Origin of the sequence: Kitasatospora kazusensis, from assembly GCF_039529945.1 — a bacterium.
GTDB classification, from domain to species: Bacteria; Actinomycetota; Actinomycetes; order Streptomycetales; family Streptomycetaceae; genus Kitasatospora; species Kitasatospora kazusensis.
Genome location: NZ_BAAANT010000031.1, coordinates 51407 through 65119, shown reverse-complemented (window position 1 = coordinate 65119; position 13713 = coordinate 51407). Strand labels below are relative to the sequence as shown.

The following is a 13713-nucleotide window of genomic DNA, read 5'->3' as shown; positions in this document are numbered from 1 at the left end:
CGGCTCGGCCGGCGCCTGGACGCCGGGTGCCGCCGGGGCCGTCACGGCCGGTCCAGCGGGATCCGGGCCCGGACCCGGTAGCCGCCGCCGAGCCGGCGCTGGGCGTCCAGGTCGCCGCCGTACACGGCGACCCGCTCCCGGAGCCCCAGCAGCCCGCGCCCGGCGCCGTCGCCGCGCCCGGCGGCCCGTTCGGCAGCCCGTCCGTCGGCCCGCCCGGCCCGCTCGGTCCGCGCCGCCGGCGCCGAGGGGGTGCTCGACAGTACGCTCGGCCCGCTGTTCAGCACCTCCACCCGCAGGTAGTGGTCCGCGTACCGCACCGTCACCTCGGCCTTCCCTCCGTCGCCGTGCTTGAGCGCGTTGGTCAGCGCCTCCTGGACGATCCGGTACGCCGTCAGATCGATCCCGGCCGGGAGGGCGCGCGGCTCCCCGGAGATCCGTACCTCCACCGGCAGCCCGGCGAACGCGATCCGGTCGATCAGCGGGCTGAGCCGGCTCAGGCTCGGCTGCGGGGACAGCTCGCTGCCGTCCGCGCGGTCGTCCCCGCCGTCCTGTGCGGGGGCCAGCAGCCCGAGCAGGTGCCGCAGTTCGGTCATCGCGTCCCGCCCGGCGCCCTCGACGGCCAGCAGCGCCGCCTCGGCCGCACCGGGCATGGTGGGCAGCACCTCGCGCGCGGCCCCGGCCTGCACCACCATCAGGCTCACGTTGTGACTGACGACATCGTGCAACTCCTCCGCGATCCGGGCACGTTCGGCCTCGACGGCGGAGCGGGCGGCGCTCTCGCGCTCCTTCTCCAGCAGCCAGCTCCGGTCCCCGAGCGCCGTCCGGTGCAGCCGCCGCGCGCGGACGAGCAGCACCGCCAGCCACCCGGCCGCCGTACTCGTCGCCGCCAGCGCGGCGAACAGCAGTTCCGTCCCCGATTCCCCCACGGACGGATCTTCGCAGACCCGCGGCACGGCCCGCATCCCCCGCCGGGTGCAGTGCCGTACATCCCCGGGATGACGGGGGCCCGGCCCGCGTCGACAGGATGCATCCGGGGGTGGATGTCCGGCCCCGGCCGGTGCGGCCAAGCTTCCTGTCATGACTACTGACGAGGGATCGGGACGAGTGGTCGTCCGGTTGGACGGCGTTCGCAAGGAGTACGGCGACACGGCGGCGCTGGACGGCGTCTCGCTGGAGATCCGCGCCGGGGAGGCGGTCGCGGTGATGGGCCCTTCGGGCTGCGGGAAGTCGACGCTGCTCAACATGGTGGCCGGGCTGGACCGTCCGACCGCCGGGTCGGTGACCGTGGACGGCGAGGACCTGGGACGGCTGAACGAGACCGGGCTGGCGCTGTTCCGGCGCCGCCGGATCGGCATGGTCTTCCAGTTCTTCAACCTCATCGACGACCTGTCCGCCCTCGACAACGTCGCGCTGGCCGCGCAGCTGACCGGCAGCTCCGCCGCCCAGGCCCGCAAGCGCGCGCTGGAGCTGCTCGACGAGCTCGGTGTCGCCGACCGCCGGAACGCCTACCCCTCCGTGCTCAGCGGCGGTGAGCGCCAGCGGGTCTCGGTCGCCCGGGCCCTGATGAACCGTCCGGCCCTGCTGCTGGCGGACGAGCCGACCGGCGCACTGGACAGCCGCTCCGGCGAGCAGGTGATGGACCTGCTGATCGACCTCAACCAGATCGGCCAGACGCTGCTGATCGTCACGCACGACCAGCACCTCGCCACCCGCTGCGCGAGCCGCCTGGTCCAGGTCGCCGACGGCCGGATCGCCGGCGAGAGCGTGATCGCCGAGCCTGCGGCCGCGCGGCCGTCCGGCGTGGGCCGGTCCGGTGTGGGGCGTACCACGTGAGTGCCGTGTGGCAGGTCTCGCGCGCCGCCGTGAAGCGGCGCAAGGTCCAGACCTTCGTCATCGGTCTGGTCGTCCTCACCTCCACCGTCGCGCTGGTGGTCGCCCTCGGTCTGCTCGACGCTGCCTCGACCCCCTTCGACCGCACCTTCGACCAGCAGTACGGCGCCCACCTGGTCGTCACCTTCGATCCCGCCAAGGCCACCGGTGCGCAGCTCGCCGAGGCCGCCCACCGCCCGGGGGTGACCGCCGTGTCCGGGCCGTTCGCCCAGGTGGTGCTGACCGCCCCGCCGACCCGGACGAACCCGCCGCCCGGGGTGGACTACCCGGCGCCCGGGCCGATCACGGTCGTCGGCCGGGCCGATCCGGGCGGCCCGGTGGACCGGGTCGACCTCTGGGACGGCCGCTGGGTCAGCGGGCCGGGCGAGGTCGTCCTGATGCGCCCGCCGGGCCAGGAGTTCGGCGTCAACGAGCGGGTCGGCAGCCGGATCCTGCTGCCGGACGCCCCGCCGCTGACCATCGTGGGCTTCGCCTCCAGCCTGAGCCAGAGCGCCGGCGCCTGGGTCACGCCCGGCCAGATGGCCGCCCTGCACCCGACGGCCACCCAACTGCTCCTGCGGTTCGCCCACGCCGACACCGACGGCCAGGTCGCGGCGGGCCTGGCCGCGGTCACCGCCGGGCTGCCGCCGGGTGCCTCGCTCGGCTCGCTCTCGTACCTCGCCGTCAAGCAGGACATGACCGGTACGGCCAGGGCCTACGTCCCGTTCCTGCTGGGTTTCGGCGTCCTCGGGCTGGTGGTGGCGGTGTTGATCGTCGCCAACGTGGTGAGCGGCGCGGTCGTCTCCGGGTTCCGGCACATCGGGGTGCTCAAGGCCCTCGGCTTCACCCCGAACCAGGTCGTCTCGGTGTACCTGGTGATGGTGCTCGCCCCGGGCGTGGCGGGGGCCGTGCTCGGCACCGGTCTCGGCCACCTCGCGGCCCAGCCGTTGCTGCGGATGGTGTTCCAGGGTTTCCACGCCGGGTACTTCAGCGCCACCCTCAGCCCCTGGGTGGAGGTACTGACCCTGCTGGGGATGCCCGCCACCGTCCTGCTCGCCGCGCTCGTCCCGGCGCTGCGCGCGCACCGGCTCTCGGCGGCCCGGGCGATCAGCGCGGGCAGCGCGCCGCGCGCCGGGCGCGGGCTGCGGGTGCAGCGCCGGCTGAGCGGTACGAGGCTCCCGAGGGCCGTCAGCCTGGGCCTCGGTCTCCCGTTCGCCCGTCCCGGCCGGACCGCGCTGACGCTGGCCTCGCTGGCGCTCGGCGTGACGACGGTGACGCTCGCGACCGGCCTGGCCTCCTCGGTGAACGCGCTGATGCTGACCTCCAAGGAGGACGTCCAGACCGTGGTCTACGTGGGCGACGCGAGTGTGGCCGGCCAGGTGCAGCCCAAGCTGACCGACCAGCAGATCGACTCGACCCTGCGTGCGCTGCCGGGCGCCGCCCGGGTGGCCGCCGCCGCGCCGGTCCAGCTCCACGTGGTGGGGGCCGACCAGGGCGCCTGGGTCTGGTTCCTGCGGGGGGACTCGGCGACCGTCGGCGGGGCACTGCTCAAGGGCCGTTGGCTGAACGGGCCCGGCGAGGTGGTCGCGCCGACGCCCTTCCTGCGCAAGTACGGCCTGTCGGTCGGCAGCCGGCTGACGCTGGAGCTGAACGGCCGGCAGCAGGCCGTGACCGTCGTCGGCGAGAACCTGGACGGCAATGCGGACAGCATGGACGCCGGCTGGGGGGCGCTCACCGCGCTCACCTCGGAGCAGGCGGCCCACCGGTACGTCAACCAGTACTGGGTCGGGCTGGCCCCCGGCGCGGACGTCGGCGCCTACGACAACGCCGTCAAGGCGGCCGAGCCCGGGCTCGAACCGGCGGCACGTGGTGGCACCAACAGCATCACCGTCTCCATCGTCGGCTCCACCTCCGTCCTCACGCTGCTGCTGAGCACGGTCGCCGCACTCGGCGTCTTCAACACCGTCGTGCTCAACGCCCGGGAGCGCCGCCGCGACCTGGGCATGCTCAAGTCGATCGGCATGACGCCCCGACAGGTTCGGGTGATGATGGTGACCTCGATGGCCGCGCTGGGACTGGCCGGGGGAGTGCTCGGCGTCCCGGTCGGCATCGCCGTCCACCATGTGATCATCCCGGCCATGACCGACGCCGCCGGCTTCGGCCTCCCGCCCGGCGTGATGGCCGTCTGGCACCTGCCCCTGCTCGCCCTGCTGGTGCTGGCCGGCATCGCGATCGCCGTCCTCGGCGCCCTCGTCCCGGCCCACTCGGCGGCCCGCCTGACGATCGCGGAGGTGCTGCGCAACGAGTGAAGCCCGACGGCCGCACCGAGCGATGCCCTGACATGTCGAGCGATGCCCGGGCGCACCGAGCGGCGTCCGGACACGCCGAGGTGGACCGGACCGTAGGGCGGTCCGGTCCACCGGTCGTCCGGTCGTTACTTGTGCAGCCGGTTCAGAGTGTTGGTGGCGTCGTCGACGAAGTAGACGGCGCGTGCGTCGGGTTGGACGGCCAGACCGAAGAGCGCGCCGGCGCCCGGCGGGGTGCCGGAGGAGTCGAGGGCGCGGGTCTCGACCTGGTGGCCGGTCGGGGTGGTCTCGACCAGGTTGCCGTCACCGCCGTTGACGGTGAGGATCTCGCCGTCCGGGGCGACGGCGAGGCCGAGCGGGGCGTTCAGGCCGCCGTCGCAGCTGACGTCCTGTCCGGTGCCGGCCGAGGAGTGCCGGGTCAGCGCGTCCGGGATCGCGGCGATCCGGTTGCCGACCGTGTCGGCGACGTACAGCGTCCCCTCCGGGGAGAGGCCGACACCGGTCGGGCCGACCACCAGGGCGGCGGAGTCGGTACGCTCACCGAAGCCCGAGCCGATCTCGGTGGTGGACTCCAGGCGCGGCGGCTGGTCGGCCCGTTTCGCGTCCCGGACCAGCGAGAGCCGCAGGACGGTGCCCTCGTTCACGGTCGCACCACCGGCGTCCACCGTCCCGTTGAGCACGTTGGTGACGAACAGCTCGCTGCGCTCGCCCTTGCTCACCGAGGTCATGTCCCAGGGCCCGTTGATCCCGTGCCCGGTGAACGTCTCGCGGACCTTCCCGTGGCTGTCGAGCACCAGCAGGCAGCCGGCCTGCGCGGTCGCCGAGGTCCCGTCCGTGGTCGGCAGGCTGCCCACCACCACCCAGCCGCCGGGGAGCACCGTGAGGGCGGTGGTCAGCCCGATCCCGCCCGTGCACGGGCCGGGCAGTGTCGCCGGGTCGATCCGGGCGAACTGCCGGAGCGTCCCGGAGGGGCTGACCTGCACCAGCGTGGTGCCGGTGCCCTGGAGGTTCTGGGCGTTGTTGAAGTTGCTGACCAGGACGTGGCCCTTGTGCAGATCGCCGATGTCCTCCGGGACGACGACGGTGCCGTACGGGTTGACGTCCCCGTTGGCGGGGACGGTGGAGCCGACGGTCGACACCGTGTGCAGAGGGCCGACGAACGTGCCGTGCGCACTGGCCAGGCCTGCTGCGGTGGATCCGAGCAGCAGGGCGGCAGCCGCTGCCGCCAGCCCTGTTGTCCTACGTGTTCTCAACGTACTTCTCCTCGTATCGGGACCTCACGGGCGGTACTCGTTCGAACTGCACTCATTCGAACTGCGCCGTTTCGGTCCCGCCACCAGTCGTACGCCGATCGGTACGGTGTGTGACCGGGGCCCGGGGCCCGGGGCCAGGGGGCGGACACGGGTCGGCCCGGCGGACGGAACCGCCGGGCCCGGTGCCCTCGGCCGGTGGGCCGGCCATCGATCGGAGGGGTCAGTGGTCGGCCGCCGCCATGGTCTCGCGGACGGTGCTCATGCACGGCGAGCAGTAGCGGTCCGACGGGGTGTCCTCCTCGGTGTCGGCGGGTACCGGTGCGCGGCGGCCGGCCTGGAGCAGGCGCCCGCACAGGGACTTGGATGCGTCGTCCTTCGTGATGACGTGCCAGAGCAGGACCCTGCCGTCCACCGCGGCGGGGTCGTGCTCGGCCCACATGTCGTACATCGTTGCCTCCCGGATCACGCGGGGCGGGTCGGCCTCGCGCATCCATGCAACCGCCGCACCCCGGGCGCGGCCACCCGGGAGCGCCCGCCCGGGTGGTTCCGGACGGCCGCCCCCGGCCGTGCTACCGCGCGGTGCCGAAGGACGGGTCGACCGTCCACCAGTTGCCGGGGGCGGCCGGGTCCGAGCTGCTCCGGAACTCGACGATCGCGCTGACGAACTCCTCACCGGAGAGGGTGCCGTCGCCGTCCCGGTCCAGGTGTTCGAATGCGACGGCGTCGGCCGGCTGGTTCCCGCGTCCGCACGCCGGCGTGTGGCGGCCCGGTCCCGCAGGATCTTGGCCAAGACCCGGCAGCGGCCAGGACCCTTGAGGAGAAAGGGATCTGACGATATGTCAGTTCTGTGTGCCGGCGGCGCTCCGGCGGGGCTCGCCCGGGTAGGTGCCGAAGGACCAGCGGTTGCCCTCCGGATCGCGGGCGGCGAAGTCCCGGGAGCCGTAGTCGGTGTCGTGCGGCGCGGCGGTGATCTCGGCGCCGGCGGCGCTCGCGCGGGCGTGCAACTCGTCGGGGCGGGCGGTGACCACGTAGGCGCCGAAACTGCCGGGGCGCAGCGGCCAGGAGTCGGCGTCCTCCTCCTTCACGCTCCCCAGCATCACGCCGCCGCCCTCCGGCCAGGACAACTGCGCGTGGTCGACCCGCTCGCCCTCCCCGTACACCACCGTCTCCTCGAAGCCGAAGGCGTCCACCAGGAAGCGGATCAGCGCGCGGGCGTCCACGGCCCGCAGCGTGGGCCAGACCTGGGGTGCGGGTGCGGCTGCTGTCACTGTCTTGTCCTCGGTCATGGTGACCGGACCTCCTCGGTAGGTGCCGCTGTGTCCTGTTCCCCACTCTGACCCGGCCGGGCCGCCCCGGCGTGCCACCGGGCCCGGCCGGGCGTGCCCTGTCTCCCAGGGCCACTTCCCGGGGCGCCCTCGGCCCTAGGGTCTGCCGGCGGAGTTCCCGCTCGGGAGCGGGAACAGGGCGCTCAGCTCGGGCAGGCGGCGGGCCGCCTCCGCCGCGTTCCGGACGTCCCACGGCTCGCCGGTCGGGTCCGGGCCGGCCGGGAGGTCGAGCCCGAGTGCCAGCAGGGCGTCCTCCAGCCCGTCCTCCTCGCCCGTCAGCTCCTCGAAGGCCTCGGCCGCGACGTAGCCCAGTGCCTCCCACTCGGGCCACTGCGCGTCCGACCAGTCGGCCATCGGCCGCCCGGCCAGCACCCGCAGCTCCGGCACCCGGGCCAGCGAGTCCGGGCCGGCCGCCGCCCGCTCGCACACCTCCCGGCCGAGGCCGAGCAGCCAGAGCTGGAAGTGCCGGAAGCCGTCGTCCGAGCACCCGCCGACGATCTGGTCGGCGGCCGCCCACATGTCCCAGGTGTCGACCGGACGCCGCAGCGCCTCCAGACCCACCTGGAACCGCACGATCTCCGGCAGCGGCCGCCGCATCAGCTGTCGGCGCAACCAGGCCAGGCGCCCGTCCGGATCGCCGGTCTGCCGCCGACTGTCTTCGAGCAGCTCCCAGAGCTCCTTCTCGTCCATGGCGGCACTCTGCCAGACGGCTATGACATCGGCCGCGACGACGCCGCGATCCGGCCCCGCACGGGGGACAGGGCGAGGTAGGTGAGGAGCGCGCCGAGCAGCGAGAGCGCGGCCAGGACGAGGCCGAGGGTGTGGAAGGAGGAGGTGAGCGCCTCGGCCAGCACGGCGCGCCGGCCGTCCGCGACCTGGCCCTGGACGGCCCGGCCCGCGAGCCGTCCGGCCTCGGTGGCGGGGACGTGGCGGGCGCGCAGGCCGGCGCCGGTGAGGGTGGTGAGGAACGCGGCGGTGCCCGCGACGGCGACGGACTCGCCGGTGATCCGCATCGTGTTGAAGATCCCGGCGGCGGCCCCGGCCTGCTCGACCGGCACGGTGCCGACGGCGGCGTCGTCCATCACTCCGAAGGCGAGACCCACGCCGAGCCCGAACGGCAGCAGCGGGCAGGCCAGCACCGGCCAGGAGCTGCCGGGAGTGAGCAGCGGGAGCAGCAGCGCACCCGTCGCGATCAGCAGGGAGGACCCGGTCAGCACCGTCCGTACCGAGGTGCAGGCGGCGAGCCGGCCGCCGAGCAGCGGCAGGACCAGCACGGGCAGCGTCAGCGGCAGCAGGAGCAGCCCGGTTGTGAAGGTCCCGCGCCCGCCGACGCCCTGGAGATAGCCGGGCAGGTCGACCAGCAGCACGACGAAGCCGAGGGTGACGGTGAACGGCTGGCAGACCACCGCGACGAACTCCGGGCGCCGGAACAGCCGCACGTCGAACATCGCCCGCTCGCCGCGCCTGGCCTCCAGCACGGCGAACCCGGCGACCAGCGTGAGCGCCGCCGCGAGCAGCCCGAGCGTGGACGGTGCGGCCCAACCCGCCGTCGCGGCCCGGACGAAGACGCACGACAGGCAGGCCAGCCCCAGGGTGAAGACGGCCGCCCCGGCGACGTCGAACGCCCCGGTGCCCGGGCCGCGGGACTCGGGAGCCTGCCGGGCGCACAGCCAGGCGGGTCCGGACAGGGCCGCGATCAGCAGGAACACCGAGCGCCAGCCCGCGAGTTCGACCATCGCGCCGGCCGCCAACGGGCCGAGTGCCAGCCCGGAGCCGAAGGCGGCGCCCAGCACGCCGAAGGCGAACCCGCGCCGTCTGCCGGAGGTGGCGTGGGCCAGCACCGCGGCGCCCGAGGCCAGCACGGCCGCCGCGCCGCACCCTTGTACCGCCCGTGCCAGGTCGGCCCACAGGATCGACGGGGCCAGGCCCACCAGCAGGGCCGCCGACCCGGCCAGCGCGATCCCGCCGAGCAGCACCCGCCGCCGGCCGGTCCGGTCGGCCAGGCTGCCCGCCGCCAGCGGCAGCGCCGCGAAGGCGACGTTGAAGGCGTTCTGCACCCACTGGGCGGCGCCGGTCGAGGCGCCGAGCTGCTCGGCCATCCGGGGCAGTGCCACTGCCGCGCCGGTGACCGAGAACGGGAGCAGCGCGCCGGCCACCGCGACGGCGGCCACCGTCGGCCCGAACGCGGTCCCGTCGCCGCCGGGCGTCGCGGCGCAGGGGGAGGGGGAGGGCCGGGAAGGCGGGGACGGCGGGGACGGCGGGCGTGACGCGGTGGAGGAGGACATGGCCCGATCCTTCGGGCCCGCGCGCCGCCCCGGAAGGGAAGCCCGCTCCCAGGGATCCCCGCACCCTGGACCACCCGCACCCTGGGACTGACAGGCCCATCCACACCCCGCCCCGCCGAAGCCATACTGGGCGGCATGGTCGAGAGCCGGAGTACGAGCCGAAGCGGTACCGGGCAGAGCGGGTCGCTCGAAAGCAGCCTCGGCGGGTACCTGCGCGCCCGGCGGGCCCTGGTCTCGCCCGAGGAGGCCGGACTGCCCGTCACCGGCCTGCGCCGGGTACCGGGCCTGCGGCGCGAGGAGGTCGCCGGGCTGGTCGGGGTGAGCATCGACTACTACGTACGGCTGGAGCAGGGCCGGGCGGACCGCCCGTCGGCGGAGGTGCTGGAGGCGCTCGCCCGGGCGCTGCGCCTCGGCTCCGCCGAGCGCGCGCACCTGTTCGACCTCGCCCGGCCCCGGCGGTCCCGGCAGGCCGGGCGCGCCGAGCGGCCGGAGGGGCTGCGGCCCGGCCTGGTCCGGGTGGTCGACGCCATCCTCACCACCCCGGCCGTGGTGCTGAACCAGTACACCGACGTGCTGGCCTGGAACCCGCTCGCGGCCGTGCTGATCGCCGACTTCGCGGCGCTGGCGCCGCAGCGCCGGAACATGGCCCGGCTGATCTTCCTGGACCTGGCCGCCCGGCAGGTCCACCCCGACTGGGAGCGCGCCGCCCGCGACACCGTCGGCATCCTCCGGATGGCGGCCGGCCGCCATCCCCACCAGCCCGCGCTGGTACGGCTGGTGGGTGAGCTCTCGCTCGGCAGCGAGGCCTTCCGCAGGCTCTGGGCCAGCCACCACGTGCACGAGAAGACCCACGGGCCGAAGGTCTTCCACCACCCGCTGGTGGGTGAACTCGCCCTCCGGTACGAGAGTTTCGCCGTCCCCGGCGAGGCGCACCAGGTGCTCGTCGTCTACACCGCCCCGGCCGGGAGCGCGGCCGAGGAGGCGCTCGGCTTCCTCGGCAGCCTCACCGCCGTGCCCCCTGGCGGGACGCCGGTCAGCGCGAGCTGAAGGCGTGCCGGGCGAGCACCCGGACGCCGTCGTGGTTCCCCCGGCGCAGCGCGCCGGGGATCATGGTCAGGGCGTGCAGCCGGGAGGCACTGTGCACGCGGGCCGCGCGGGCGGCCTTCGGCCAGCCCCGGGCGTCCATCCGTTCGGCCACGGCGGTGAAGTACCGGGCGGCCTCGGTGAACCGGGTGCCCGAGAAGGCCTGGAGCGAGGACTCGCTGACGGAGTGCCGGCGGTACTGGAAGACCGGTCCGGCGGTGTCCAGCACCAGCTGCTCGCCGCGCTCCAGCAGGTCGACGACCAGGGCGAGGTCCTGGATCACCGAGTACTCGCTGCGGAAGTTCACCGCGCGCAGGGCGTCGCCCCGCCAGCAGACCGACGGGAAGTAGAGCCAGTTGCCGCGCAGCAGGCTGGCCGCCAGCGGCTCCCCGCCCAGCACGGTGCGGCCCGGACGCGCGGGCGAGTACAGCCGGTGCTTCGCCCGGTCGGCGAGGCCCGAACGGACGGCACCGGTCTCGTCGATCACCTCGACGCCCGGCTGGATCATCCCGATCCCCGGGTGCTCGGCCAGTACGGCGCGGAGCGTGCCCAGGTAGTCCGGCTTCAGCAGGTCGTCGCAGCCCATGACCACCACCCGGTCGAACTCCGAGAGCTCGACGCACTTCTGGAAGTTGCGGGTGATCCCGAGGTTGCGCTCGTTGCGCAGATAGCGCACCCGGGGGTCGTCCAGCGCGGCGAACCACTCGGGGACCTCCGCGGCGTCGCCGTCGTCGATGACGGTGAGCCGGAAGTCCGGGACGTCCTGGGCGAGCACGCTCCGGACGGCGTCCTGCATGAGCCGGACGTCCCCGTAGAACGGGAGCATGATGTCGAAGGCGGTCACGCGCTCTCGGTCTCCTCGCCGACGGGTTCCCGGACGGCGGCGGAGTCGAGACCGCCGCGCTGGGCGTTCACTCTGATCCCCTCGCTGATCGCGACCGACCGGGCCAGCTCGGTCAGCTTCCGGTCGAACGAGCGGAACCGCAGCAGGGTGTTGAGGGTGAGGAAGCCCACCGCGAGCGTGAGCCCGTACAGCACCAGGTCGGTGCCGCGCCCGACGCCGAGCCGGTTCGCCACCCAGCTGACGTCGGCCGGCCGGAGCACCGCGTACATGTTGGTCACCGCGAAGAGCGCGAAGGTGAGGCGCTTCCAGGCCCTGGTGTTGGAGGTGTCCCAGCGGCGGATGAACATCACCGCCAGCGTGAGCACGCCGAGCAGCAGGACGGACTGGATCCAGAAGTACTTCATCGACGGCCGCGCTCCCGGAACGAGAGGTCGAAAACGATGTTGAAGCCGTTCATCAGGGACTGCCCCTTGGCACGCGAGTAGGCGGTGTAGAGGATCTCCACCGGCAGTTCGGTGACCCGCAGGCCGGAGCGGGCCAGGAAGCCGACGATCTCCGAGGCGTGCGCCATGCCGTTCATGGTGATCCGGAGCCGGGAGGCCGCCTCGCGGTTCAGCACCCGCAGGCCGTTGTGCGCGTCGGTGAGTTTCAGCCTGCGTGCGGTGGGGCTGACGGCCGCGGCCGTCCGCAGCACCACCCGCTTGGCCCACGGCACGTGGTCGCTGCACCCGATGAACCGTGAGCCGAGCACCGCGTCCGCCGTGCCCTCCCGCAGCAGGGCGACCATCCGCTCGACGTCGTGGGTCTGGTGCTGGCCGTCCGCGTCGAAGGTGGCGAGGTACTGGGTGCCGGGCTGCGCCAGGGCGTAGGCCAGGCCGGTCTGGAGGGCCGCGCCCTGGCCCAGGTTGACCGGGTGGCGGACGAGGTGGGCCCCCGTCGCCAGCACGGTGCGGGCGCTGTCGTCGGTGCTGCCGTCGTCGACGACGACGATGTTGGGGAAGGTGGTGCGCGCTCGTTCCACCACGTCGGCGATGACCGGGCCTTCGTTGTAGGCCGGGATCACCAGCCAGACATCGTCATAGCGGGACACGGGGGCTCCAGGGGCCGGAGGACGTCAGGTCGGTTCAGCGGGAGGGGGGCACGGTGGCGCGGGCGGTCAGCGCAGCGATCCGTCCTCCAGCAGATCGGCGAGCGGGCCGTCGGCGCCACCCCGGGGCGTGGGCGGGCCGGCGGAGGCGGCGGGGACGGGCGGCTGCGCTCGCGGCGGGCCGTCCGGGGCATGGGCCGTCGGAAGCTCCAACAGGGCCCGCAGCGAGCTCAGTTCAGCGCTCAGCAGATCGGACCGGTGCCGCAGGCCGTGCTGCTCACGGCCGACGGCGACGGCCAGGAAGGACAGCAGGAACAGGCCCGAGGCCAGCACCAGGTCCGCCCCGGACCGCACCCGCAGCAGCACCGCGACCGGATCGAGCAGCGAGGGGGCGAACAGCACCGGCAGCAGCGGCAGACTCACGGCGATCCACCGGGCCGCCGCCCGCCGCTCCAGCTCAGGGCGGCGCAGGATTCGGACGACCGTGACCAGGACGGCGACGCCCGCGAGCGAAGTGAGAATGGAAAGTGGCACCGTCCCGCCTCCCGGGTCCGGATGTGTCGTCCATCTGACAACGGTCACGCCGGGCGGCCGGTAACGACACGACCGGGTGACTTCGCGGAGGCGGGAGGCGGGAGGCAGGTGGCGCTCGCTGCTACTGGTCGGAGTAGCTGAGGTCTCCGATCGTCCAACTGCTGATGCTCTCGATGGAGATGCGGTACATGCCGCCGGCGTTCGGGAGGCCGAAACTGCCCTGCAGGATCCGTGCGAGGTGCAGGTGCAGGTGGTTCGGCCGGGCGCCTTGGCGGGTCGAGGGGCCGTGCGGCACGCGGGGACGGACGGGGGCGAACACCGAGGAGAACGGCTTCAAGCTCTCGGAGGCGTCGAGCACCTCGGCCACCCGCTGCCGCCACACCGCCTCGGGTGCCAGCCGGCCGGTGATCACCGCGCCGGGGACGACCACGGTCAGGGACATCTGGTTGCTCTGTTCCGACTCCACCATGGCGGCGAGGGCGACGAGCAGTTCGTCGGGCTTCGACATGAGGCCAGCGTAGCGGCTGCGGGCGCGCAATTGCGGGCGCGCACCCGCAGGGCTCACGCGGGTGGGAGCGGTCAGGGCCGCGGTGGCGGTGTCACTCCTCACCACCCGGGAACACCTTCTGGAGGACGAAGCAGGCGCGGCCGAGCTCCCGGTCCTTCCGGCGGTCGATCTCCCGGTAGCCGAGTGCGGTCCAGAACCCGAGGGCCGCGGTGTTGTTCTCCAGCACCGCCAGGCGGACACCGCCGCGCCCTGCCGCCCGGAGCCGGGCCTCGACCAGCTCGACGGCCCGGCGCCCGTAGCCGAGTCCGTGCAACTCGCGGTGGGTCATCAGCAGGCCGATCCACGGGAAGGTGTCCGCAGGGTCGGGGTGCTCGTGGAGGAGGAAGACGACACCGGCCAGCGCGTCCGTCCGGTCGCGCAGCAGCAGGATCTCGGAGGACGGGGTCTGCGACTCCGCGCCGAGCACGGCGGCGACCTGGTCCGGACGGACCTGCTCGGGGTCGGGGAAGTCGCCGCTGAGCCGGTGGAAGGCGACGTTCGACGCGAACACCTCCGTCACCTCGGCGAGCGTGGGGTCCGGTAGCACACCGTCCATGAGCAGCAGCGATTGGAGTTCCAT

16 protein-coding genes are annotated in these 13713 nt (G+C 74.0%); 3 read left to right on the top strand and 13 right to left on the bottom strand.

Features of this window, described 5'->3' with window-relative positions; translation table 11 throughout:
- Nucleotides 1–41: 41 nt before the first annotated feature.
- Nucleotides 42–926 carry a sensor histidine kinase gene (locus tag ABD330_RS23195; protein ID WP_344467882.1) on the bottom strand — a complete coding sequence of 295 codons (885 nt, stop codon included), beginning with the start codon at nt 924–926 and terminating at the stop codon, nt 42–44.
- A 151-nt stretch (nt 927–1077) separates the two neighbouring features.
- Between ABD330_RS23195 and ABD330_RS23190 the strand changes: the two genes are divergently transcribed.
- Complete coding sequence (locus ABD330_RS23190) at nt 1078–1833, top strand: ABC transporter ATP-binding protein (protein ID WP_344467881.1); 756 nt, start codon at nt 1078–1080, stop codon at nt 1831–1833.
- Complete coding sequence (locus ABD330_RS23185; protein ID WP_344467880.1) at nt 1830–4178, top strand: ABC transporter permease; 2349 nt, start codon at nt 1830–1832, stop codon at nt 4176–4178. Before ABD330_RS23190 ends, ABD330_RS23185 begins: the two co-directional genes overlap by 4 nt.
- 125 nt (nt 4179–4303) lie before the next feature.
- Here the strand turns inward: ABD330_RS23185 and ABD330_RS23180 are convergent, their stop codons facing one another.
- From ABD330_RS23180 to ABD330_RS23155, 6 genes are all read right to left on the bottom strand, one after another.
- On the bottom strand, nt 4304–5428 hold the full coding sequence (locus ABD330_RS23180; RefSeq protein ID WP_344467879.1) for an NHL repeat-containing protein: 1125 nt from the start codon (nt 5426–5428) through the stop codon (nt 4304–4306).
- Nucleotides 5429–5648: 220 nt separating this feature from the next.
- Nucleotides 5649–5876 carry a hypothetical protein gene (locus tag ABD330_RS23175; RefSeq protein ID WP_344467878.1) on the bottom strand — a complete coding sequence of 76 codons (228 nt, stop codon included), beginning with the start codon at nt 5874–5876 and terminating at the stop codon, nt 5649–5651.
- 121 nt (nt 5877–5997) lie between these two features.
- Nucleotides 5998–6228 (bottom strand): EF-hand domain-containing protein, encoded by a 231-nt coding sequence (locus ABD330_RS23170; protein ID WP_344467900.1) that lies wholly within the window; start codon nt 6226–6228, stop codon nt 5998–6000.
- Nucleotides 6229–6267: 39 nt separating this feature from the next.
- Nucleotides 6268–6714 carry a VOC family protein gene (locus ABD330_RS23165; protein ID WP_344467877.1) on the bottom strand — a complete coding sequence of 149 codons (447 nt, stop codon included), beginning with the start codon at nt 6712–6714 and terminating at the stop codon, nt 6268–6270.
- A 135-nt stretch (nt 6715–6849) separates the two neighbouring features.
- A complete protein-coding gene (locus ABD330_RS23160) occupies nt 6850–7443 on the bottom strand; it encodes a DUF4240 domain-containing protein (protein ID WP_344467876.1) in 594 nt (197 codons plus the stop codon).
- Nucleotides 7444–7463: 20 nt separating this feature from the next.
- Nucleotides 7464–9038, bottom strand: coding sequence for an MFS transporter (locus ABD330_RS23155; protein ID WP_344467875.1), 1575 nt, complete (start codon nt 9036–9038; stop codon nt 7464–7466).
- Between the two features lie 135 nt (nt 9039–9173).
- Between ABD330_RS23155 and ABD330_RS23150 the strand changes: the two genes are divergently transcribed.
- On the top strand, nt 9174–10085 hold the full coding sequence (locus tag ABD330_RS23150; protein ID WP_344467874.1) for a helix-turn-helix transcriptional regulator: 912 nt from the start codon (nt 9174–9176) through the stop codon (nt 10083–10085).
- Here the strand turns inward: ABD330_RS23150 and ABD330_RS23145 are convergent.
- From ABD330_RS23145 to ABD330_RS23120, 6 genes are all read right to left on the bottom strand, one after another.
- Complete coding sequence (locus tag ABD330_RS23145) at nt 10072–10965, bottom strand: glycosyltransferase family 2 protein (protein WP_344467873.1); 894 nt, start codon at nt 10963–10965, stop codon at nt 10072–10074. The two genes, ABD330_RS23150 and ABD330_RS23145, sit on opposite strands and share 14 nt — an antisense overlap.
- Nucleotides 10962–11369: a DUF2304 domain-containing protein gene (locus ABD330_RS23140; protein ID WP_344467872.1), complete on the bottom strand. Its 408-nt coding sequence runs from the start codon at nt 11367–11369 to the stop codon at nt 10962–10964. Before ABD330_RS23140 ends, ABD330_RS23145 begins: the two co-directional genes overlap by 4 nt.
- Nucleotides 11366–12055 carry a glycosyltransferase family 2 protein gene (locus tag ABD330_RS23135; protein WP_344467871.1) on the bottom strand — a complete coding sequence of 230 codons (690 nt, stop codon included), beginning with the start codon at nt 12053–12055 and terminating at the stop codon, nt 11366–11368. Before ABD330_RS23135 ends, ABD330_RS23140 begins: the two co-directional genes overlap by 4 nt.
- Nucleotides 12056–12121: 66 nt before the next feature.
- Nucleotides 12122–12586, bottom strand: coding sequence for a DUF2304 family protein (locus ABD330_RS23130; protein WP_344467870.1), 465 nt, complete (start codon nt 12584–12586; stop codon nt 12122–12124).
- Between the two features lie 121 nt (nt 12587–12707).
- The gene (locus tag ABD330_RS23125) at nt 12708–13094 is read right to left on the bottom strand and encodes a hypothetical protein (RefSeq protein WP_344467869.1); all 387 of its coding nucleotides are present in this window, start codon (nt 13092–13094) and stop codon (nt 12708–12710) included.
- A 91-nt stretch (nt 13095–13185) separates the two neighbouring features.
- Nucleotides 13186–13713: a GNAT family N-acetyltransferase gene (locus ABD330_RS23120; RefSeq protein WP_344467868.1), complete on the bottom strand. Its 528-nt coding sequence runs from the start codon at nt 13711–13713 to the stop codon at nt 13186–13188.